15 protein-coding genes are annotated in these 24,232 nt (G+C 51.7%); 8 read left to right on the forward strand and 7 right to left on the reverse strand.

All coding sequences use genetic code 11. The features are described 5' to 3' along the window. Positions 1–80: 80 nt before the first annotated feature. The 5 genes from BXP70_RS25635 (at position 81) to BXP70_RS25655 (ending at position 5,402) form a co-directional block, all read left to right on the forward strand. On the forward strand, positions 81–401 hold the full coding sequence (locus BXP70_RS25635; protein ID WP_086596984.1) for a hypothetical protein: 321 nt from the start codon (positions 81–83) through the stop codon (positions 399–401). Continuing rightward, complete coding sequence (locus BXP70_RS25640) at positions 368–3,805, forward strand: DEAD/DEAH box helicase family protein (protein WP_086596985.1); 3,438 nt, start codon at positions 368–370, stop codon at positions 3,803–3,805. Before BXP70_RS25635 ends, BXP70_RS25640 begins: the two co-directional genes overlap by 34 nt. A gap of 89 nt (positions 3,806–3,894) precedes the next feature. After that, a complete protein-coding gene (locus BXP70_RS25645) occupies positions 3,895–4,422 on the forward strand; it encodes a hypothetical protein (protein WP_086596986.1) in 528 nt (175 codons plus the stop codon). 32 nt (positions 4,423–4,454) lie between these two features. After that, positions 4,455–4,895, forward strand: coding sequence for a helix-turn-helix domain-containing protein (locus tag BXP70_RS25650; protein WP_086596987.1), 441 nt, complete (start codon positions 4,455–4,457; stop codon positions 4,893–4,895). A gap of 3 nt (positions 4,896–4,898) precedes the next feature. Further along, complete coding sequence (locus BXP70_RS25655; protein WP_086596988.1) at positions 4,899–5,402, forward strand: hypothetical protein; 504 nt, start codon at positions 4,899–4,901, stop codon at positions 5,400–5,402. Positions 5,403–5,867: 465 nt separating this feature from the next. Here the strand turns inward: BXP70_RS25655 and BXP70_RS25665 are convergent, their stop codons facing one another. Next, positions 5,868–6,902, reverse strand: coding sequence for a DUF4365 domain-containing protein (locus BXP70_RS25665; protein WP_086596998.1), 1,035 nt, complete (start codon positions 6,900–6,902; stop codon positions 5,868–5,870). A 408-nt stretch (positions 6,903–7,310) separates the two neighbouring features. On the opposite strand from BXP70_RS25665, the gene BXP70_RS31135 reads away from it, so the two are divergent. Beyond that, complete coding sequence (locus tag BXP70_RS31135) at positions 7,311–7,547, forward strand: integrase core domain-containing protein (RefSeq protein WP_086596990.1); 237 nt, start codon at positions 7,311–7,313, stop codon at positions 7,545–7,547. Positions 7,548–7,553: 6 nt separating this feature from the next. Here the strand turns inward: BXP70_RS31135 and BXP70_RS25675 are convergent, their stop codons facing one another. From BXP70_RS25675 to BXP70_RS30980, 5 genes are all read right to left on the reverse strand, one after another. Next, positions 7,554–8,219, reverse strand: coding sequence for a hypothetical protein (locus BXP70_RS25675; protein ID WP_086596991.1), 666 nt, complete (start codon positions 8,217–8,219; stop codon positions 7,554–7,556). A 12-nt stretch (positions 8,220–8,231) separates the two neighbouring features. Continuing rightward, on the reverse strand, positions 8,232–8,723 hold the full coding sequence (locus tag BXP70_RS25680; RefSeq protein ID WP_143436686.1) for a hypothetical protein: 492 nt from the start codon (positions 8,721–8,723) through the stop codon (positions 8,232–8,234). Between the two features lie 229 nt (positions 8,724–8,952). Then, entirely contained in the window at positions 8,953–14,790 is a 5,838-nt protein-coding gene (locus BXP70_RS25685; protein ID WP_086596993.1) for a DUF3320 domain-containing protein, read from the reverse strand. A 277-nt stretch (positions 14,791–15,067) separates the two neighbouring features. After that, entirely contained in the window at positions 15,068–16,060 is a 993-nt protein-coding gene (locus BXP70_RS25690; RefSeq protein ID WP_086596994.1) for an SPOR domain-containing protein, read from the reverse strand. A gap of 12 nt (positions 16,061–16,072) precedes the next feature. Next, positions 16,073–20,605 (reverse strand): DEAD/DEAH box helicase, encoded by a 4,533-nt coding sequence (locus BXP70_RS30980; RefSeq protein WP_143436688.1) that lies wholly within the window; start codon positions 20,603–20,605, stop codon positions 16,073–16,075. Between the two features lie 1,065 nt (positions 20,606–21,670). On the opposite strand from BXP70_RS30980, the gene BXP70_RS25700 reads away from it, so the two are divergent. Continuing rightward, positions 21,671–22,153, forward strand: a complete 483-nt coding sequence (locus BXP70_RS25700; RefSeq protein ID WP_143436689.1) for a hypothetical protein — start codon at positions 21,671–21,673, stop codon at positions 22,151–22,153. Positions 22,154–22,301: 148 nt separating this feature from the next. Then, positions 22,302–22,901, forward strand: a complete 600-nt coding sequence (locus BXP70_RS25705) for a hypothetical protein (protein ID WP_086596997.1) — start codon at positions 22,302–22,304, stop codon at positions 22,899–22,901. Positions 22,902–23,549: 648 nt separating this feature from the next. Here the strand turns inward: BXP70_RS25705 and BXP70_RS29685 are convergent. Continuing rightward, positions 23,550–23,846, reverse strand: a complete 297-nt coding sequence (locus tag BXP70_RS29685) for a hypothetical protein (protein ID WP_143436690.1) — start codon at positions 23,844–23,846, stop codon at positions 23,550–23,552. Between the last annotated feature and the right edge of the window lie 386 nt (positions 23,847–24,232).

The raw sequence follows: 24,232 nt of genomic DNA on the forward strand, positions 1-24,232 counted from the left end.
CTGATTACAAAAGCTGAGGCTGATCAAATCATCTCGTACCAAGCACTGGCTGATACTATACTTGCCAACTCGGGCTGGATATGAGCTTGGCGCACCACCGCAACATACTGGCGGGTGTTATGGGCGACATCAGCGCCTATGAGTACCATGCTGATCGGCCGCTACTAAGCGTCGTGGCCGTGCTTAAAAACACCTACGATCACGGAAAAGGCTTGTACGCGCTGTGTGAGCAGCTGGGCATTGGAGAGGCCCAAGAGTTAGCGCGGGACCTGTACGGAATTAGCAGATTAATACTTGCTTTGCTTACTGGCTACAGCTTCATCATAATGCACAATACAACTATATTTAAGCTCATCCGCCGCCGCATATGGCCCCATCTTTATCCAACTTCGCTTTCCTAGAAACCACCTGGCCGGAACTGTACGAGCAAGCCCGTGAGGCCGAGCTGCACGTGTGGAGCGCCCCGCGCCTGGCGGCCTTAAGCAGCCGCATTGCGTTGGAAAACGCCATCCGGTGGGTGTATGATAACGATAATAGCCTGCGCGTGCCTGACCAGGATAACCTGGCCACGCTGCTGCACGAGGCCGACTTCCGGAACCTGCTGGGGCAAGCCCGCTTCCAGGGTGCCAACTACGTGCGCAAGCTGGGCAACCAAGCCGCCCATCACCGGGTGGCCCCGAGTGGGCCCGAAGCCTTCGACGCCCTGCGCCACCTGCACGGCTTTATGCAGTTTGTGGCAGCCAGCTACAGCTCGGAGCGGCCCGCGCTAGCCTTGTTTGATGAGCACCTGCTGCCCGCCGCAGCGGGCGCAACTGCCGATACCTCCCAAGTTGAAGCTAAGCGAAGGGAAGCGGCCTACATGGACCAACAGGAAGAGCTGGCCCGCAAAGACGACGAGCTGAAGGCCAACGCTGCCCGCTTGGCTGAGCTGGAAGCCCGCCTGACAGCTATGCAGCAGGTAAAAGCTCAGAACCAAGCCCACCCGTTGCCATTGCCCGTGGCCATTTCGGAAGCCGAAACGCGCCGCCGCTACATCGACCTGCTTTTGCGCGAAGCAGGCTGGGACGTATCCGCGCCCCGCGTGTGTGAGTTCGAGGTGACGAGTATGCCCCTGAGCACCAATACCAGCGGCAAGGGCTACGTGGACTACGTACTCTGGGACGACGACGGTCTGCCCCTGGCCGTGGTGGAAGCCAAGAAAACCCTGCGAGATGCTCGCGAAGGCCGTCACCAGGCTACGCTTTACGCCGACTGCCTGCAAGCGCAATTTGGCCGGCGGCCGGTGGTGTTCTACACCAATGGCTTTGAAACTTACTTGCTTGACGACGACGCGGCTACGCAGTACCCGCCGCGCCGGGTAGCGGGCTTCCTAACCAAAGACGAATTGCGCCGGCTGGTACTGCGTCGCACCGGGCGGCGCGATTTACTGACGGCAGCGGTCAACAAGGCCATTGCGGGCCGCTACTACCAGGAAGAAGCTATTCGGCGGGTGGCTGTACGCTTTCAGCGCGACAAGCAGCGGGGGGCGCTGTTGGTAATGGCCACCGGAGCGGGCAAGACCCGTACGGCTGCCGCGTTGGTAGACGTGCTGATGCGGTTCGGCTGGGTAACGCGGGTGCTGTTTCTGGCTGACCGCAACGCCTTGGTGAAGCAAGCCAAAAACGCCTTTGCCGAGCACCTGCCAAACCTGTCGGCTGTGAACCTGACGCGGGAACGGGACGAAAACAAAGCTCGCATGGTGTTTTCGAGCTACCCCACCATGATGAACCGCATCGACGGAGAAAGTGGCTTTGACGGGTCCCGGGTGTATGGACCAGGCTACTTCGACCTCATCATCGTGGACGAGGCCCACCGCTCGGTGTACCAGAAGTACCAGGCAATTTTCGAGTACTTCGACGCCCTGCTGGTGGGTCTCACGGCTACGCCGTTAGCGCAGATTGACCGGAACACGTACGAGCTGTTTGGCCTGGAAGACCACCAGCCTACGGCCGCTTATGAGCTGGACCAGGCGGTGAAAGATGGCTACTTGGTGCCGCCGCGGGCCCTGTCGGTCCCGCTCAAATTTCAGCGTCAGGGCATCAAGTACAACGAATTGAACGAGCAGGAAAAGGAGGAATACGAAGCTGAATTCAGGGACGAGGCCACCGGTGAGCTACCCGAAGAAATCGAAGCATCGGCGTTGAACTCCTGGCTATTCAATCAGCACACCGTCGATGAGGTACTACGCTACGTCATGGCCCATGGCATCAAGGTGGAAGGCGGTGATAAGCTGGGCAAGACCATCTTGTTTGCTCGTAGCCACCGCCACGCGCTTTATATCGAGGAGCGGTTTCAAAAATTGTTTCCGCAGCTGGGCAGCGACTTTCTGCGCATCATCGACAACTACGACGATTACGCGCAGGATTTGATCGAGAAGTTTGAAAACCCCAGCCTGCGGCCTCAGTTGGCCGTATCGGTGGATATGCTGGATACTGGCATTGACATTCCCGATGTAGTGAACCTGGTGTTCTTCAAGCCCGTGCGCTCGAGTGCCAAGTTCTGGCAGATGGTGGGCCGCGGCACACGTTTGCGACCGGACCTATTTGGCCCTGGTCAGGACAAGCAGTACTTTGTCATTTTCGACTTCTGCGAAAACTTCGAGTTTTTCGAGGCTCGTCCGGCAGGCTTGGTGAACAGCGCGCAAGTGGCGCTAAGCCAGCAGGTGTTTACGCGCCGGCTGACAGTGGCCGAAGTGCTGCGCCAGCCCGCTTACTTGGTTGACGCCGCTCACCAGCAGCTGCGTACCCAACTGCTCGACACTCTGCACGGGCAGGTAGCCGGCTTGGATCAAGGTACGTTTGCGGTGCGCGCCAAGCTGCGCTACGTGGAAGAGTTCGGCAGCACCCGGACCCGTTGGGACGCCTTAACCCGCGTGGACGTGCAGGATGTGGAAACTCATTTAGCCCCGCTGGCGCCGGTGGAGGGCAACGACGAGTTAGCTCGGCGCTTCGACTTGCTGGCACTGAACCTAATGCTAGCCGTGGTTCAACGTAGCGCCCGACAGCAGGAGATGGTAGAGCGGGTGAGCAACTTGGGCCGCATGCTGAGCCAAAAGTTGACGGTTCCGGCCGTGTACGAGCAACGGGAATTGCTTTCCGCAGTGCAGCAACCCGCATACTGGCAGCAGGCTACCCTACCCGACTTGGAAGAGCTACGCCGGCGTCTGCGGGAGTTGGTGAAGTTTCTGGATCGAGACCAGCAGCCGGTGGTGTACACCTACTTTCGCGACGAGCTGCAGAGTGACCAAGTGGCCGAGAAAGATATTCAGCAGTGGGGTAGTTCACAGCTGGCAAGCTACCATCAGCGGGTGGCACGCTACATCCGCGAGAATCAACATCACGTGACCATCAACCGCTTGCGTACCAACCAGCCCATAACAGCCGCTGAGTTGCAGGAGCTGGAGCGGCTCGTGTTTGATGGGCAGGAGCGTGGCACAGTTCAGGACCTGCACCAGGAACTAGGCCAGCCTGCGCCACTGGGAGTATTCGTGCGGGGCATATTGGGGTTAGAGATTAACGCGGCTAAAGAAGCATTTGCTGACTTCCTAGGGACTACCCCTCTGCAACCTGACCAGATTACGTTCGTGAATAGCCTTATTGATTACCTAGCTCACAATGGTACCGTAGACCGGGCCCGGCTGTTTGAGCAGCCTTTCACGGAACACCACGACCAAGGCGTAACAGGCGTGTTTCGAGAAGATGCGCAGATCCGTCAGCTGTTTGCAGTAGTAGACGCTATTAATCAAAACGCACTTGCTCTGGCATAAGGTCCGTCCCGTACAAAGCTTTATGCCAGACACTTAGAAAGTTTTTTAACTTATAAGTTAAACTTTCCCTACTTTCGCAACGTTTTACAGTGCCTGGGTCTACGATATATCACCTTGAGCAATTTGGCCATTATGAAAACGGCTTACGCTTGTACACGCTACGCAAAGAAGACGCTGAGCTTTCGGAAGCGGCTGACTTTTTTGAAAGGATGGAAGCTCGGGCGGCTACCGACGAGGTAGTAGCTGGACAACTTGACCGTTTTCTAGCGGCTCTAGAGCAAATAGATGAACGGGGCTACTCGTTGTTCAAAACAGATTTGCTACGTCAAGAAGCTAGAGCCCAAGCCCTGCCACCTACTTCCAGATACATGCGAGAAATAGGAGTTGACCAGACTTCACTTCGCCTGTATTGCTACGCGGCTGGCAACCGAACTTTGGTTTTATTTAATGGCGATGTCAAGACAACTGATCAAGCGCAAAATTGCCCCAATGTTGCTCGCCACTTTCAGTTCGCCCAGCAGGCGGCTTTGGCATTAGATCAGTGTCGGCGGGATTGGGAAGTAGCGTCAGATGATGGTGAACTTCTACTTGACCCTCCAGAATTATTTATCCGTTAGCTTCCTACCACTTCCCCCTCTCTGCTTAATTCATGCCTACCATCAGCTCTGCTTTTGACCGTTTGCGGGCAAAAGTGCCCCTGTTCTCCAAAGTATTTGCCTCGAAAGTATTTGACTTATCAGAGCAAATCGAAGCCATCTTGCACGACCGAGACATGTCGCGTCGGGACTTAGCGCGTTTGCTGGGCAAGTCAGATGCGGAGGTGAGCAAGTGGCTGAGCGGAACGCATAATCTGACGCTGGAAAGCGTAGCAAAGTTAGAGGCTGCTTTGAAGGCAGACTTGTTGGTAACTCCACGCAAGCAGGAGGGCTATTTTGGGCATAAACCTAAGCGGATGCCTATATCGGCAGTAATGGTGCCTGTTAGCAATAATGCCAAATACACGGTTCTCCCGGTTGTAACACAGCCGTTGCCTTTGCCCGTAATGGACAGTGTAACTGCTGGCCAAATGAAACCGATGAAAGCAGCCTAACGAATGGCTACGCCGATTGATATTCAAAAAATAAAGATAGTAGGGGGCTCCATTCCAGAATTTGTGGTAAAAGGCCGGCAAAGTATTAGCGCCCTTATGGCGCAGGATGAGACTGCCGCTATCAACTTTAGTCAGCGCGTGCATATCGGGTTGGCTAATACGCCGACACACATTGCCGTGTCGTTAGATGTAACGTGCGAAGCTGTCGCCGGTAACCCTGCCGAGCCCGTGGGTGTAGGTGGCAACTTCACCGTGGATATCGTGTTTGAGGTGGAGAACCTAACTGATCTATTGCAAATGATCGATCAGCATCCTCGCCCTATTCCAGACATGCAATTGGCTACGCTGCTCATCAGTATTGCGTATTCGACTGCACGTGGTATGCTCTGGACGCGGGTAGCAGGTACGCCATTGGAAGGTTTTACCCTGCCGATTGTAGACGTGATGCAACTTATTAAGGACTCAGCCGCTGCAGAAGCCGAGGAAATGAATGCTGTTAAGAATTAATGAACAGTATATTATTGAGTATCTGAACTTGATAAAAAGTTATAAGTGACAATATTTCTTCTGTTATTAATTGTTTACTGAAGCAGCTTTGCAAACGCCATGTCCTCCCACTTGGCCGGTTGGATGTGGTAGACACAGTGGTCAAGCCAGTTGCGCGACTTGGCTGATGATCCATTTAACGGCCTCTCGTAGGAGCGCTTCGTAGCTGCGGGCCTGAGCCTTGCAGCACTGAGGTAACGCAGGCACCTGTTGTGCAACGGCTTAGGAACCAACGAACTGATGTCGGTCTGCTGACGCAACAACGACTTGACAAACCTCATGCTCACGTTAAAGTGCCGAGTTCCTGGCAAGCTGCCGCGACGCGTGTGCGAGATGAATGGAGCCAGGTTTTAACTACGCTTACACGGAATTACAGCAGCACAGGACGCAGTGTTCACAAGACCGCTGTAGACCATCTTATAACAATCAGGATGACGTTTTAATTATTACAACTGGTTTTGGGTATGAGTACAGCGCCAGCATTTTGGGTAGGAACCATTCGCGGCATATTTCTTCATACATAGTCGCCAAGTTGGTCAGACGATGCCAAATGAGCAGTATTTGGTTGAGTATGAATTCCGGTGTTTCGTCAGGTTCAGGGTGTAGCAGGTGGCGTTTTAGAGAAAGTAGCTCTGCTTTGCAATCAGCCAAAGGTGCCCATCCCCTATACTCCCAGATGTCTAAGTGCTCTATCTGTTCGATGAATAATAGCAAGGTGTCATTTATGGCCTTGCCGCTCATTGTTACACCGTCTCCGTCTGCATTCTCTATTTCCAATTTCTCTCTGTAGGTAACGACAGGCCATGTTTTGAACTGGAACATGTAACCAATTTCATTTTTCTGGTAGAAGAATTTAGAAAAGGCTGCCAGCAGCTTTGCACGCTTGCCATACAACCCGAAAGCTGCTCCTGTGACCTCTTTGTCCTTCAAATTATTGTAGGCAGGTATGCTGATTGTTACCGAGCCCTGTTCCTCATAGGTGGGCAGCTTCGGTAAAAGTACTTTGTCGATATAGTCGTTCAAGCAGACAAAGTAGGCATCCTCTGTTCTGACGTTGACTACAATCAACAGAACAGCAATACTCGCTCCCCAGGTCTGGATAGTATAGATAGAGTCAGTGTCAAAAGGATACTTGACTACAGGAACTTCGACATATTCCGTTTTATTCTCCTGCCAAGAGCCTTTGGCGACATTGCCAGAAGGATAGATTCTTTCCGGCCTCTCCTCCAGTTCAGTAACTGATTTTACTTGGACGTAGATAAACTCACCTAGTGTTTCCGACACCCGCTCGTCTACCTTGTCAAATAGCTCAATGACTAAGTCTATGCCGTAATCCGGCTGATTGAAGTGGCGGATCACCCATTCCTTAGGCAAGTGCTTCTTAATAATCTCGTAAGAGCCGTCCTCCATAACATGTTGGACAACTCGCCTTTTTCTACGGGCTTTGCCGGGATTATTCATTGTTTTGATCATTCACACCCGCCGCTCAGCGAGCTTCAGTTTCTTCAGCAGTTATAAGTCACTGGGGTTTTGGGAAACAGCCATGATTCAGAGTCGCGATCAGGGTAGCCAGTACGCGGCCACTAACTTTCAGGAGTTGGTGGCCGCGTACTGGCTGTGCAGGGGGGGCTTGTTCCAAAAGGGCGGTTTTACACGCTAAGCCCTCCGACAGCGCTTTATCAAAAAGGGTAGCTCGAAAACTGGCTTAAAAAGGGCGATTCTAAGCAATTGAGAGGGTCTGCCAAGCCGATCAAAAAGGATTTCCTTTCTGATAGCACAAACAAGCATAGCTTGCATGGCATTGAAAATCAATAGGTTAAATACTTAGCGTGTAAATCCGCCCTTTAGGAAGAAGTACCCCTGCAGAGTATGAGCCGGCGCGGCAACTGCTACGGCAACGTCCACGTCGAATCATTTTGGAGCCGATTAAAAACCGAGTTGCTCGACGGCGGCAGTTTCCGCAACTTGAGTGAAGCACGGCTGGAAATCAGCCACTACATCGCCTATTACAATACCGAGCGACGGCATTACGTCCTCGGCTACCTCGCCCTATTCACTTCGAAACTCAATTCCCAATTACGTCCCAACTCTACGCGGCCTAATTAGACCACCTTATGAACCATTATTATCTACAAGATATAAGCCTGGTATCTTCTCCGGTGAAATGTCATACGATTCGGCGCCGAAGTTTCCTGCCTTTGCTTTTATGTAGTTCCGCGTCAGGTAAATAAAGCCTGTCGTTTGCATATCTGCGTTGGATTCATCATCAATGTTGCCGCCGTAGCCCATTACCATATTTTTGACAATCTCAATTTGCTCAGCAAACAGAGCAGCCTTCTCCGGCTGCTGCGCCCAGATGCAGGCTCCAGCAAAACGGGTCAGATTTATTTCCCCGTAGGTCTGCCAGAAGTATTTCTGGCCATCGTCTGATTTCAAAGAGCCTTGAATGGCCAAATAAGCCATTACCTGCGCATTGCTTGAGCCGGGCGCATACGTAGCCGGAATGCTGCTGCCCTCTACCGCCTGCTTTGCACTAGGGTTATTGTAATTTTTATCCACCATTTGTAGGTGGCCATAAGTCATCAGGTTGGAGAAAGCATGGGCGTAGTAGCCGCAGCCCAGGAGCAGTTTGCCCTTGTTCATGTAGATTTGAGCAAAACCCCGGTCTAGCTTTTCGGCCTGGGTGTAGTAGTTAAGCGCCTCCTGATAGCTGCCCGCCCGCTTTTGGGCTATACCAGCATTGCAGAGGCCAATAGCGGCGGTACGATTAGTTGACATAAGTGTGGATATTTAGCGCAGTTCGGAAAGTGGAACCAATTCATATTTATCAAAAGGGTTTGGGGAAAGCGGGTTGTAGCGGTTAACAAAGATGTAGCGAGGAAACGTCTCGTACATGGCTTCCTTCATCTCCTGAAAAAGCGCGGCCCCTTTGTTTACATCGAAGTTCTTGCCGATGCACGCCACATCCACTGCATTCACAATGTGCATGAGGCAATAGAGGTACATATCTAAATCAGTGTCGATAAGGCGGCCATACTGCTGAATGTGCTTAGTGCAGGAATTTTTCAGCGCGTCGTAGCTAGATTGCTTCCCGAGTTCGGGCGACTTATGCATAAAACTTATCAGCCCTTCCACGTCTGCAAAAAACTCGGTGGTGTCCGCCATCTGGCGTGAGGTAGCCTCCACGGTGCCACCATACAGCGGGATTGGGCGAGTGAATAGCTGAATATAAACCTTCGTTCCGGGCGCGTCCACGTTTTCCGCTTTAATAATAAGCTTCATATTTTTCAGCTTATAAGTTTTGGACGTGTAACCACCGCTATTAACAGCCTTGTTAGAAAAAATAGAAAAAAGACCCATAGGTTCGAAATCAACAATTCCCGCGCAGTAAGGCAGCAGGAAATTTAGTATTGGATTAAAGACGCTAAAAGATAGAAAGTTGCCACCAAATTAATTTGCCAATTCAGTGCTGGTGGCTTTGAATTCTTGATGTAAAGGGACTGAATTATTACTACTCCTGCACTTTAAGAACACCATTGATCTCAGTAAGCTGGCGATTAGCGACCAAACTTTTCGTAATGTTTTCGAACTGCTGTCGTTGCTCATCTCCTATGCGGGCGAATCCTAAAAGTCGGGCGGCAGGCAATACGACCTCTCCGGAATTAATGGCGAAGCTTTGCCGCACCACTGTCAGCACTGCGAGCGCAATTTCTTCGGCAGCAACAAAGGCCAGCTTACGTGAGACAGTAGGCAAACTGCTTCGATCACGCAACAAAACAGTAGCTGGTTCCATTGTCGCAGACCACAGGAAATAGTTCTGTAGTCGCACAGTACTCATCCTTACAGCGTGCTGGACTGCCTCGGCAACGCTAGCTCGAATGCGCGAACCGACCTGTGATGCCCCAGCAGCCGATGCGAGCCGGCGGGTTACTTCGTCAATATGCACGGGGCTCTCTACTGCCACGACGTCGGCTACCCACTTTGCTAAATGAGATAGTGAGTACAAATGAAGCTCCTGCTGTCGTATGTTAGAAGGAAGTTCCGCTATCGTATAGGCAGGCACGGTTGCAGTTGACTCCACTGGAATCGGCTCCTCTCGCTCCAAATCCATAAGAGCAAAATCTGCGGGAATCAAGATTTCCTTGGCCTTAACTGGCTCGTCGTGGGCCGCAAGTCGTTGGGCGTTCTCGATGGCCTGTACGGCACGTTCGATCTCCCCTAGTGGATCGCGGAACCAATCGGTGCTCCAAATACGGTGCAGGCGCCAGCCAACAGATTCGAGCACCTGTTGGCGCAGTCGATCCCGGTCACGGGCGGAACGGGCACTATGGTACATGGCTCCATCACATTCGATGCCCAGCACGTAGCGGCCTGGTAGGTCAGGGTCCACCACCGCCAAGTCAATGTAAAATCCCTGCGAACCAATTTGCGGCCGAACAGTATAGCCACGGGCCGTAAGGGCGCGGTACACTGCTTCTTCAAAAGGGGAATCCATCTCCCGGCCGGTCTCCTCGTTCTGGTTGAGGCGACCAAATTGGGCGTAGTTGAGAAACGTTTTCAAGGCAACCACCCCTTTAGCTTGGGTACGACCTAAGTCCAGGTCATCAGCCGTGAGGTTCGTAAACACTTCGCACCGCTGCTTGGCCCGAGTGATCAATACATTAAGACGCCGTTCTCCCCCTTCGCCGTTCAACGGGCCAAAACTCATGGCTAGGTAGCCCTCTTTTGTACGTCCGTAACCAATGCTGATAAATATTACATCCCGTTCGTCCCCCTGCACGTTTTCCAGATTCTTGATAAAAAAGGGCTCGTGCGGGTGCTGGTTGAAATATACTTCAATTTCAGGATGCTGCTTGCGGCGGATTTCCAAAGCATCCTGAATCGCTTGTCGCTGCGCGGTGCTAAATGCGACCACTCCCAACGTAAGCTGGGGCATGGTGCGGGCGTGGTGTAGTACGGCCTCAGCTACGGCCGCAGCTTCCTGCGGATTAGTACGCGTAGTGCCGCGCTCGTAGTGGGTTCCAGGTAGGTGACGATATACCAAGCCAAGTTGGCCCTTCCCACCCGGACTGGGGAAAATAACCAGCTTATCCTCGTAAAACAGGTGGTTAGAGGCAGCAATTAAGGATTGGTGCAAACTGCGGTAATGCCAGCGCAGCATGCGCTCAGGCATTTGCCGAGCCTTACAAAGCTCCAAAATGCTTTGAATGTCAGCTGTCACATTCTCCTCATCGGTGTCGTTTGCGCCGGTCAACGAGTCGAAGAAAGAAGTGGGTGGCAGCTGCTTGGAATCGCCTACGACAATTAATTGCTTGCCCCGGGCAACTGCGCCTAGCGCATCCACGGGCTTTACTTGGCTCGCTTCATCGAAAATTACTAGGTCGAACTCCACCGAACTAGGTGGTAGGAAGTTCGCCACCGAGAGCGGCGACATCATGAACACTGGCTTGATGGCTTGCACTGCATGGCCAGCCTGTCCCATAAGCTTCCGCAAGGGTATATGCCTGGCTTTTTTGGCAAATTCGTTTTTTAAGAGTGACAATTGTCCTCCCCCCGCCCGAGTAGGAAGCTGCTCGTGATGCCGTCGCATGGCCCGAATGCGATTGAAGAGCAAGCTGTCCTTATCTGCCTGCCGAAAGCGCGTCGCGGTGGCCTCGTGGCTGGCCCGCTCAAATTGCATGAGAGCAGGGTGCTGCGCATACGCCACGCGTTGCAAGTATTCCAACCAAGTCTGTTGAACGACGGCAACCAAGAACCGAGCCGCGGGCTCCCACGTTTCGCCCAATACAACTAAGTCCAGTAAGCCAGCCGCGTAAGCATCGGAGCCCACGTTATTCCATTCCGTAACCAGGTGCAGGGCGGGCAATTCTGCGGTCCATGCTTGAAACGCACTTAATTGGTTGGTGAATGACTGACCACTCAAGCGGTTTCCAGGTCCATACCGTCGGGCTTCATCCATCTGCAAGCGTTCCAGTACCACGCCGAGAGTCTGGTGCTGATCGACCAATGACTGCTCGGCCGTAGCGAGGAGCGCGAGGATGGTAGCTGGGGAAGGAGTCCGGGTGCGCCACGCCACCAGCGTGGCATCTTGTTCTCGAAGCGACTGTTGCTGCAATCCTGTAGTTAGGGCAGGCAACGCGTCAGGAGCTTGGGCACAGACAGTAATGACTGCTGTGATGGCGTTTTCGTGAACGAGCAGTGCCGCTTCCAAGGCCACCAAGGCCGCTGCTACCTCCCCCGGCGCTGGGGTGCCCGCTGCCCAGGCCGTTAGTACCGCCTGCTGGATCGCGAAAGGCTGTTTGGAGTCCGTTTCGGCGTTAGGGGCAAGTGCAGAGCACTCTACACCTTTTAATTGGTTTGAAACGTTTTGCCAGGTCTGGGTCTGATGTCGCAAAGCGACTTCTAATGCCGAAAGGCCCGCCGCTACTTGTTCAGGCTGTGGACGAGCTGCTGCCCAGGCCTCCAGTACCGAAATCTGTTCGGAAAAATATTGGGTATCCCATGCTGCTGGGGTTCCTAACAGGCCGGCACGTGCCGGTACCAGCGCTTCTGCTGTTGCTCGCAGTGCCCGTGGATATGACGCAAGTGCGGTCTCTAGTGCGGCTATGGGGCTTATTGTCGCCGCAGGATCTGGGGCACCCGCTAAATATTCCAACAGTGCTGTCGGCAATATTCCCTCCCCAATCCTTTGGTGCGTGTCAATTAAGTAACGACTCACGTGCGCCAATCGGGTCCAGTCAGTTTGCCGATTTTGCCACGATTCCCTAAACAAACGTTGCGCCAGCGGAGCTATTCCTAGCAGCGTTTCCTCTAAGCGCATTGCCTCTTCAATTGCATCAATTCCCGCCACAATCGCATCTGCTGCGGGTAAGGGAATTTGCCAAAAGGTCTGCAAATGCTTATGGGCCTTCCGATAAGGGCTGTGAAAGATACGCCACCACTTGGAGTGATAGGTTAAGATGATTTGACGCTCCGTAAGCAACGACTGGCTCCAGGCAGTTGGTTGCAGCACGGCATCGTATTGGCGGTGTAAGGCCACCAGTCGCTCGGCAGCCATTTGCGCCTCCGGCAACGGCAAGGTGTTAAGCCGCCAATACGCATCCGTGACCGCAATACCCGTCAGGTTGGGGGCTGCTTGTGCGTGTCGAGCTACGGGCATGAGGGCAAGGGCCTCCACATGGTTAGTTGGTGGAGCAAGGTGGAGCAAGTCTGCCACACGCTCTGCTCTAAGGTGTAGGGCGCGCACGGCCTGTACAGCCTGACCACTGTATGCGGCAACTGCTTCGCGTAATTCAGCTTGCCCGGTAGTCAGTAACTTTGCCGCCGCTGCCGTATCAGAGGGTGGGGACAGCGATATAAGGGCTGCCAAGGCCTCTGCGGTCCCCTGCAGGGCTTGCAACGCATTTCGTAAAGCGGGGTCGTGCGCACTCAAGCCTTCTTGGTGCGTTCGGCGTGCTAGGGGTGGTAATTGGGCCGCTGCCACTCGGCTTTCGGGCAATGGCACATCCATTAAGCGAGCAAGAGTTGCTCCTGTGTGCAGTAGCTCTGTCACGGCGGCCAGCGCTTGACCGCTATGAACCACTTCTGCTTCTCGATGCGTTTGTTTGGCCTGCATTACGACCACTTCTGCCGCCTCTCGGTTCGCTGGAATATCTAACTTAAGCAATCCAGCTAAGGAGCTTAGAGATGCCATCAGGGCCTGTATCGTTGTTGTCGCTTCGCGCAACGCCTGGCCGATAGAATCCTGACTCGCCGGTAAGAGGACGGTGAGCTTACTTCCCCAGAAAAGTAGTTTTACGGGAACCCCTGTTTTAAGCAGCGTGGCTTGCAGACGCGCCGCGACGGATTCTGCGTGAGCCGCATCAGCATCGGTCCAATTTTCCAGTTGGGCAAACGGTAGGCGTGGCAGTGCTACCTCGCCGCGCTCTTCGCGCAAGCGCAGCAATTCGCCGGCCACTTGCTGCGCTGTGCGGCGGCTTCGCCCGATAGGCGCATTCACTGCCAGTGCGTAATCGTTGAGAGCCTGCCGGAAATAAGGTAGTTGGGCCATTCGATCTTCCACGCCGGCTGTGACTGCAGGGCGCCCCAGGCTTAGCGTTTGCCGTAGCTCCTCGTGAAGAACTTTCTTATTGGCTTTGTGACTGTGTAATTCAAGGCAAGCTACCCCCAAGCCCAGCGCATCTAAGCGGCGCTTCACTACTTCCAGCGCCGCCATCTTTTCGGCGACAAAAAGAACTTTTTTGCCCGCGCCAATGGCCTCAGCAATCATATTGGCAATCGTTTGAGACTTGCCGGTACCGGGAGGACCTTGCACCACTAGGTTGCGCCCTTCGTGCACCGCCAGTAATGCCAATAACTGCGAAGAGTCAGCGTCCAGCACTTGGTGCAGCTCGGCGGCAGGGCTTTCCGTATCTAGAAAGGCCCCATCGCCGATCGAAGGTGCCGAATCTCGGAAGCCCTTATCGGCCCCCAATAAAGCACCGATGGCAGGATGATTTAATAAACTTGCATTTGCTGGCCACGTCGCTGGGTCAAGGTCCCGGTAGAGCATGAACTTGCCAAAGGAAAAAAAGCCCAACGCAATGCTGTCGGCGTCGACTTGCCAGCGTGCGAGACCACTGACTGCGTTCTCAACAGATGCATAATAAGCAAGTAAATCTGACTCCTCATCGAACTCCGGAAGTGGAAGGTCCACGCCGAAGCTGGTTCTCATCTTGGCTTGCAGGGACAAGTTGCCTTCGATATCGGCACCGGTGTGGCTTAGTTTGAAGCGTTCGGCCGCGGTGCCACGCTCCAGCACTACAGGAACCAATATCAACGGAGCTCGCCGGGCCTCACTGCTACTAGCTGCTTCGTACCAAGTGAGCATACCTAGCGCCAGGTAGAGAATATTCACCCCTTGCTCTTCCAAGCTGGTGCGGGCCGTATAGTAGGTGTTCAGCAGCCGCCGTTCCAGCTTGGCTAGTGGTTCGGCGGTTTGCAGCTTATTGTCGGTTAATAGTGCTTGGCGCTCGTCTTCCGTGAGAACAGCTATCTCTGGCAAGACCAATTCTTCGTTTTCATCGAGTTCTCCTTGCTCTTGAGTGAATAAAGCCAGTTCCTCTGATTCCCTCTTCTTTTTGCTCAGTTCAGGAACCGCTTGGAAGTACATCGTTTTGCCCTGGCGTACTAGCACATCGAAGACAGGGGCTGATTCTTCCCGGACCACCGCTACGCCTTGCGCTTTGGATAATCGAAAATTGAGTAACGGATTCCGTAGCCCTAAGTCCAGTAACTCTAGTCGTGAAGCTTCAAGCTTAGCGCGTAGTGAGGCTAGCTCTGAGGAGGAGAGTATCTCTGGTGTTTCCACTAAAATAGTATATAGGGTATGCGGCTAGCTTACAAGGTACTGGGTTGGCTTTGATAGAACAACTTTCTCTTAGCTACTACTGATTGCTTATGAACTGTAAGTCTGTGGTTTGATGGAGAATATAATTCAGCGGTTTCGGCTAAACCTGGCTGGATGCTAACTACTCAAGTAGGCTATTTAAGAATGAAATTCTCTTCGCTATTCAGCTGATTTCTGTGGGGGCTCAAGTATGCTTGGTCCAATTATGTATGCAACCCCATGTTAGGAACTACTGTAATTAAGATTGTAAAAAACGCATTAGTATCAAGCCTACCAGAGCTACCAGGATCACTACCTGCATTATAAGCTGTTGTTGGCTCGACCTCTTGTTTTGCATGCTAATCGAATCCAGTGCCGCTTGAATTTCCACCTGCTGCTTATGCTGACTTTCGTGCAACTCTGTTAACCCTTTCTCAAGGTCTGCTTGCTGTTGTTTCGATAAATTGACAGCGTCCTGTCGAATTACCTGCAAGCCCGATTCAACTAGCTTCTTCTGAGCTTCTGTTGCAATTTCCAGCTTGCTAAAACTACCTGCCGTTGCTTTATTACCAGTAGTGATACCGCCCAAAACCTCCTGCTGATAGGATTCAATTCCTTCCAGCTTGGTCAAGAACTTCGCGGCGTTCATTGCTTCTGCAAAGGCCGTGATGCGGCCCGTGGCCACCTGCAACTGATTGGTTATCGCACTCAACTCGTCATGTTGGGTACGGGTGTTTTTTTGCAGGGTCTCAATTGTCTGGTGCAGTAGTTTGAGCTCAGTCTGCATTTGCTGATGGAGCAAGGTTGCCCAGGCTTGCGAAGCCTTCTGCAACACTTCCTGCTGTTCGTTCAACCCGCGCCTATGCTGCTCGCCTATTTCTGCCAGCAGTTGCGGTTGCTGCTCAAGAACCTTGTTTATCACTTCTTGAACAGCGGTTCCAGCTTGTTTCAGGCTATTGAGCTGGTGGGTGGTTTCATTGCCAGTACGCTGAGTGAGGTCATCTAAATGGGTTTGAAGCAAGTTCGTTTGCTCGCTTAAACTGATCTGGTATTGATGGCCTAGATGCGCTACTAGTTCCCGCTGGGCTTCTACTACATGCTTGCTAGCGTTAACGGCGTCCGTAGCGGCCTGCTGATTTTGCTGAGAATTTTGGTGAGCCTTTTCAATCTCTTTAGTGGCAGTATCTAAGTTACCGAGTTTTATTTTGAGCTCCTCCAAGAGCGGTAGAGCAGCGGTAAATGCAGTGGACATGAAAAGGGGATATTAGTGCGCGAGCGCTGGGGAAGGTATAATATTGCAGAAACGGGTGGTAAAGTCTGTCAACCAGCGGGTGTGCAATTGGAGTTGTAAGGGCTCTTCTATGTTGGCCGTCACATAATCGCCAATGCGTGTATCATAGCGCCCAGTTGCCCGAGCGAATTCCTGCACAAAGGTCACCAACTCCGTGAGCGTCATGGTGCCCAATTTATCGTAGCTAAGAAACCCGTCGAACAACTGCTTTTGAGCTGATTCAATCAATGATTGTACTTGGTCTTCAGGATGCTTAGTTAGTTCTAGAAACAGGGTTGAGAAGGCGCCTAAAAGCAGGAAGGCGCCATTGTGCGGTGAGGCAGCAAGCAGACGAGAGCAGGCCCCACGCAGGTGCTTAATGTTGTCTCTTTCCTTTCCTGTTCTATCTGGTGGCTCCACCATGAAATTCAGGTACTTCCAAATAGTGTTCTGGTCGAAATATTTGCCTTGTTGAGTATCAGTTGGTAGGTATTGATGGCGGGCGTACTTTGAATTAAAGTACAAGTCAAAGTACTCGCTTAGATTTTCGTTAGGATTTAAGCCCGTGTCGCACGCCGCTCCCATTTCGATGATTGACCGCTCCCGCTTCGCCCTGATTTCGGTATCATTGAAATCGAGTAGAGCCCCGATGTATTTCTCGATAAGGCTCTGCCCCTTCTGATTCTCCAGAACAGCCTCCGCCTGTGCCTTGGCGCTTTCCGGGGTAGTATAGCGGGCCAGATACCGTTGAAAAGTGTCGCGTAGCTCCTCGGGCGTCTGCTTGGGTGCTAGAACTACTCTGAACGTCTTTTCAGTGTACTGGATGGTGTAGTCTTCAATAACCCCAAGCAAGCAAAGCCGATGGATGGCGCGGGCAGTATCGGCTTCCAGCCGTATTCTGGCGTGTTTTTTTTCAAATAGCTTAACCAACTCGGTAGGCAGACCTCGCTGCCCCTCTGCACTAATAATGTCCCGGCCGGCAGCACTAGCAAAGCCAGACCCGCTGGTAGCGCCAGCATGCTTCTCAAGCTCCTTCTCGGTAAACAAAATATTAAATCTGGCTGCGTCTTCACAGAGTTCGCGAATGGTGCCATTGCTAAAGCCGACGATTAACTCGCCGGGCCTCTCGCCATGCTGCACGCGTTCCAGTCGTGGCAGAATACCCTCGATGCTACCAGGGGCCACTCCGCAGCCCAGCGCCTCCACAAACGCCTTGGAAGTGCTGCGAGCTTCTACTGGTTTCATGCCCATTAGAAAAGCAATGGCCGTATTGATAACCTGATGCAATACCACAGGCTCAGCCGCTGGTTCTTTGTCCTCTATGTAACCTAACAGATTTTGGGGATTTGACACGACAATCCGACCATACTTTGCTCCTTCGGCAGTTTGAAGGTATAGGGCTTCGGGCCATTTTGCTCCTTTGCGGGTGTAGAGGCGCGCAGTAATTTCCTGGTCCGGGAAAGCTTCACCTAGCGCAGTATTGAGGGCACTACATTCCTGGGAGGGGAAGGTAATTAAGGTCAGCAGTTCATGCAGAACCCGCACTTCCTGTTTACGGGCTTTGAATGAGCGCTCAAAAAAGAAATTATTGGTTTTGAAATCTACTGTCGGATTGTAGAGAATGTAATTGAGCGCAACAGCCCGGTCGCGTCCGGCCCGGCCGGCTTCTTGCACAAAGCTCTCGATGGAACCCGGATAGCCGTAGTGCACAGTAAAGCGCACATTAGGCTTGTCGATACCCATGCCAAATGCCTTGGTGGCGACCATTACATTCAGCTCGCTATTGACAAACTGAGTTTGCATTTTCTGCATTTTAAGCTGGTCATCCTCCTTGGTAACGCTATCATCATCGGAGCCCATGAAGTAGCCTGTCTTTAATGCCAGACCTCTCTTACCAAGCGCTTCCAAGTTCGTGTATACCTGGCGAACCCCAATTGTGCCATTCCTATGAGGGCAAAAAATGAGGCCGGCTTGCGCCAATTTGGTGGTGTTGGGAGTTGACGCGTAAAATCCCGCCGGCCACGCCTCAAAGGGAGGTGGCGGCGTGAATGGGGTCACAATAGTATTTTCACGCGGCTCATCCGCAGCGGGAATGAATGATGGTTGTCCGTTCAGAGCGAGCAAGGCGGCAGGCACCTCAGTCAATAGTTTTTCCAGCCGCTCATGTTTGGCGTTGCCAACGTCCTTACTGTCTACTTCTGCTGTTGCTTCACCCTCTTCATCTTCTGCGCCTACTTCCTGGTTGCCAATCATTACTGGCACTATTCGCACATGTAGTTCGGGCCGAGCCATGGTTGCCGTGCGAATGATGGCCGACTGGTCTTCATCCAGATGTAACTCCCGCTGCACGTCGGCTAACACGTCGAACGAGGCCGTGGCGGTGAGCCCATACAGAGGCACCTCTTTACCAGAATAGGTGCCACAAAAGCGCCGGGCATTCTCGCCCAACTTCAGGTAAGGCGTGCGAAAGTCGTGGCCCCATTCTGATACGCAGTGCGCTTCATCAATCACGCAGTAGGTAAATCCCACCTGCGGGGTTGACGTTCGCATCCGGTCAAGGTGGTCCCGGAAATCCTCCTTAATAACTAGCCGCTCTGGGGATATGAAGAGGAACAGTAATTCTCCCTCGCGCAGTTGACGCAGCCGGTGGTCCTTGAGCTGGCGGCCAATGACTGAGCTATTGAGGTAAGTGACGCCATCAATCCAGTTGCGCACCAAGCCTTCGTACTGGTCCTGCATCAGCGACTTGATGGGCGTTACTACCAGCGCGACACCGGGCTGTAGCAACACCGCGAGTTGAAATGTGAGGGACTTGCCGCCACCCGTGGGCAAGAGGCCCAAGACACTTTTCCCCTGCAGGCCCCGGCTGATAATCGGGAGCTGACCCAGTCGTAGCGTCCGCTTGCGAAAAATGTCCTGCACCAAAGACTCCAAAATGCGGCACCGCTCCTTTTGCCCTGGTGTTTTCTCCTCGTATGTCTCATGGGCAGGGTCGTAATCCACCAGCGGGGGATATTCAATGAGCGGTGCCGAGCGGAAGCGACGAGCCTGGCAAGGGCTGTGAGCCGTGCGTATCGTCAGACTCTGGGTGCCGGCCAGTACTGGAGCCTGCGAGAAACCCGAGCGCTGCAAAATCGATACGTCCAATAGTAAATCGTACTCGTCGTCGGCACTCGGCGCAATGCCATGCTCCATAACAACTGTGCCCGGATGAGTAAGCCGCGTGGGCTGGTGAAAGGCAGCGGCCGGAAAGACGTGGAGTTCGATGACAGGTACAGCTTTATGCTTTCCTTCCAGCTTATAGAGTCGTTCGAGCAGTTCAAGCAGCAACGCAACTCCTTGCTGAGCGCAAGGCACGTCACGCTCAACGACTGCTAGGCGCAAAGGACGGGGTTGGTCGTTGGCGGTGGTGGGTAGTCTTTTAGGAGAGATGGTCCCGTTTATCAGCGCTTCCAATAAAGTGCGTTGCACCCTGGCCACTGCTAAGGGACCAAGCGTGAGTTGCAAGGCTGACAAGCCTTCGACAGAATCTAAAAGGGGCTGGTGATAATTGGCACTGAGCTGAGCGAAGTAAGGATTTTCGCTCACTATTTCGCGCAAGGGTGACAGTAATTGTGCGGCATCGGTAAAATTCTGGTTAGCCACTGGCAGGCGTATTGGGAACCAGTTAGCAGCCAGGACCGCGCTGTCGCGTCGGTTATCCTTCTGCGCTTGTGCATCCTCGATATGATGTGGGCCGTCGACTTCCAGCACTATGCCGTTGACCTGATTCGGCCATACGTGTCGGCTGCCCTCTGGCTTCAACCCTGCGTTCTCGGGCTGCCATGGGTAAGGAAAGGAAATACTAAAGTCGGCCGCCTGAGCCACGAAATCGCCTAGTCGGCCTTCTTTCTCCCTGCGCAGGTGTTCCGTTTCATTGGCACTCCAACTCAGTAGCCCGGAGAGTTGGGTTTGGGGCAGGAGCAATTGTGTTAAGTAAGCGTCGCCGCCATAATTGTTCAATAGCAGCGCGGCGAAATCTTGCTCCGCCTTGCTATCGAGTAAACCATCGCTGCGCCAACGTGCTACTTGGCGGTTTAAGGCCTGGCCTGGTTGAATCTTTGGGTCGAGGGGATGCAGGGCTCGCCAGAGTAAACTGGCCCACTCGGCTGGTTTGTCAACTGCTGGTAGTTTGAACCGCAAACTTCCCCGCTCATCAAATGCATCGTAGTCTAGTTGCCCGGACTCATTAAACCATGTTGTTTTAGCCGGCCAATTTTCCGAAAGTACGGCGGCGGCTAGGCTCAATGGCGCGCGGGTTGGTAGTCCACGCATGATCAAATTAGCCGCCACAGTCCAAATTGCGTGAGTGTCTACAGCGTCGTAGTCAGAGGCCGTAGCGTTGAATAAGGTACTGCCGTGCACCTCAAACCACGAGAGTTCATGAAGTAGACTTTGTAGGTCTATCTTAGCCTGGTTACTGCTAATGGCACCTTCAAGCAGGATTAACTCTAATTCTTCAATAAAATAACCTGCTTGTAATTGCATGATGATCGTTGGTAAAGAAGCAAGTAACTTAGTAGCCTTTATAGAAATCTTGTATTGCAAGCTGTCAAGTTACTCGTCCTAGTTTAAGATGCAGCTGTGAATTATCGTAAACAAATCGTGCCATCCAACGTGTCACTAGCTGCAGGCATAGTTGGCACAGCTTGATGCTGTGCTTAAGTAGTGCTAGACAAATAGAGTAAAACCTCCGATCCGGAAGCCAAGCAACTCGAATGCTGAATAAGGCATAAATGGCCTTGGTTAAAAATTTGGTCTCGAGGTCGCATTTGCCATCTACCAAAGCTCGGCTGCGTACTGGAAAGCCGTTTGTAGCGCATTAACCATATTCTGATTACATAAACCCGTTTAGAGTATAGCTTTTCTCAAGTTAACGGAGAATGGAAGAATAGCCAATCATCGGTATCCGAAAAGAACCATTTTAGTGCTCTGTTAGCATTGTTTCACGTTTGCGCATGGGCCAAATGCGACTTTGGGACCAAACTTTTAACTAAAGTCGAATTAGGTCTATATCACCTCGCCCCTATCGAGACGTACTAGGACAATCCATAACATTCTGCGAGGGAGCGTGGCTGTTGCAGAACCCCATCAATACTTTGGGAGCGGTACGTGCAAGCGAGCATCTGATGTAAGAAAGACATTAATCAGGGATTTTAGACCACTCTTAAGAGGGAAGATGACCAATTAGGCTGGTAGCTGAGCGTTCTACAACAGCCACACCCAATGTGTAAACTTTACCTGTTTTTCGCTCCAGCTTCTACCGATTCTAATATGTCAGCAGCTAGTGTATAACATGCTGCAACATGTCAAGTAAGCGGCAGTGCTTATTACATAAGAGTCTAGCTGTTAAGCTATTTTACGCTTGCAATCGATTTTAGGAACTGCACCCACATACTGCTGTCGTACCTTTTTGTCAGTGGCTTGCTAGCTAGGTACTGGAAGTAGTAGCTCACGCTGTACACGAGCAGCATACCCATATACTAAGCTATATAAGCGGCCCACTAATTGCACCCAAAACTCACTTAGTATCCTCAAAAAACCTACTTATCAATGTCTGCTAGTCCTTCTATGCGAAGAACATTACTCGCTTTTTCTTTTTGCCTAGGCTCCCTTTGCTGTATAGCTCAAACCGCACCAGTTGAAAAGCCTAAGATTGCTCCAACATCACAAGAGGAATACAACTATGCTACTAAAGGGCTCAAAACTCAACGCGCACAAGGCCTTGACTTGAAAGCAGGCTATACCCTACAGAATGATACAGAGCTTCCAATCGGTACTACCACAGTGAAAATAGAGGACCTAGTACGTAAACAAGACAACTCCTTGGCCTGCGTAATTGCGCAAGTCAGTAGCTCCAAAATGGCCGAGCCAACATATCTGGCTATTCCAAATGCTAGTACGGGCGGCGATATATTTAAACAATATGCAAAATCAGTTAATGATTTAGACCCGACAGTCGCCAAAATGGTGCTCTACACTATATCTGGCCGGCTAGGTGGAATGACATCTATAGTGTATAAGGTTGTCAAGTAATAAGTTTTGCTCTACATGCAGAAAGGCTGGCCAATGGCCAGCCTTTTTTGATGATGCCTGTTGAAAGAACAGTGATTGATAAATAAGCAGAATACATACCTTGAAGGTGTCTGTATCACTCCACACAGCTAATTCAAACACCAATAGTATGGGAACCGACAAAGAAGAGAAAACCAAGGTTGATGATATACTTCAGTTCTTTCGTAATACAAAAGTTACAGCAGTTTTAATCGTTGTTGGGCTGTTTCTCGTTGGTTTTAACCAAGTAACTGAGGCGTTAGAAAATTCTCTAAGAAGGTTAGGAATAATAAAGACGTTCAACACATCCGTCGAAACGAACCGAGGACAATTCTCAGCTAAGTTCGTTGAAAATGCTTGGAATAGGATGTTCTGGATGCGTGCTTACACTGAATGGGTAAAAATAAAAATACCTGAAAGTGAGCAGCTAATGGCCTACAACAAGTATATCACGGCATCTGAAATATGGAGTTCTCAGCTAATGAACTATTACCTATGGTTCGATGAATATTACCCAGGTTCTGGCAAGCGAGAACTACTTCAAGAAACAATTCAGCCTAAGCTCGTAGGGATAGGTAGAGCTATACGCCGTTTAAGATTTAATTCAAGCTCTATTTCTGATTCCTTAATTATAGCTAGGGTAGATTCTATTCAGAATTTGGTTAACGATGTGAATAATGATTTCTATTTAATAGTGGACCAGAAGCAATCTGCTAAGCGATTGTTATAAACTATTTTTTTATGATTTCTATTTCACACTTATAACCGACTTCAGAAATTGAGCCCACATAATGCGGTTCTTGCCCGTCCTTCAATGGCTTGTTAGGTATTGAAACTAACAGCTCACGCCATGCACGAGCAGCGCGCCCATGTACTGCGTGCCTTTACCTGGTATGTTATAGCGCGCATAGCGGCCCTGGCAAGGCCCATGCATAGCAGCAAGGCACCTTTACGTTTGTCGTGCGCTGACTGGGTTAGTGCTAGCAGGATCGTAGCGAATCATATCGGTGTTATCAACTGATTCGACGTAGAGTACTGTCTAGGCCGGGGCCCCACTTCGGTGGCGTGATAGCCAGTGAATGACACCCTATTCAGCCTCTTAGTGGTAGGAGAGCTGTTATTCAACCGTCTTGCCGAGGTAAAGACGCGTGAGAAGGGTTAGAGACGAAAGATAGAAAGCTATAAAGAAATTGCTTTTCTCTTAGGCTACTAGTTAGACAAAAGCAGGAATGCACCTACGTTGTTATTTTGGCTGAATCCTGAGATAAGTTGATAAACATAATGCTGCTTATAACCTCAGCCTTGGAATCAGTGCAGTTTTGAGCCTCTTCTCGTGCAATGACCAACGTTGTACTTTGGCGTGAATTAGGCGCTGCTGTTAGGGCCTAGCACAAGCCTCTTGGATCAGCACTGCCAACTCACCTGCCCGTTCCGGCTGTTTCCCAAACCCACTCCGGATGGGATGGTCCGAAAACAGAAACGTCTCGCCTGTGGTCAACACTAGTTGGTAGGAAAAGCCGCTGATGGATTCCACGCGGGCCAGTTGCGCGCAAGGCCGTCGAAACGTGCGAAACCCATTACGGAAGCACAAGGTGGCCGACGGCTCCACGGTGATATAATAGCCCTGACAGTGCCAGAAGACAAGGGCAACGCTCCAAAAGAGCGCCCCTACCACCTTGAAAAGGGTGTCCCCCTCTAGTCAACCGGGTACAAAAACTAGAACCCAGCACAAGATCAAAGCACTCCAAAACGCCCCTCTGCCCTGCGCATAGTTCAGCCAACTAATGTTCATCGAACCAAATAGAAATACGGCAACGCCTTTGTAAAAGCAACGCGGGTTGGCCGCTTGGCCAATAGCTTGAACATTGCTCAAGAAGCGTACCGTCCTACAGGTACGCGTATAACGTACTGTAAAGGCTCGTGGCTGTTGCAGAACTCCCAATGGTGAAGTTGCTGGATAGAACCAGCGTCTGAAACAGGCTAAAAAGCCTCTTTACCGCCACCATTCTCCGCAAACGAGAGGCTAAGGAGGGGCCCTCTCAGAAAACGGAAAATATAGCA

It is taken from the genome of Hymenobacter crusticola, from assembly GCF_002154225.1.
GTDB lineage: Bacteria > Bacteroidota > Bacteroidia > Cytophagales > Hymenobacteraceae > Hymenobacter > Hymenobacter crusticola.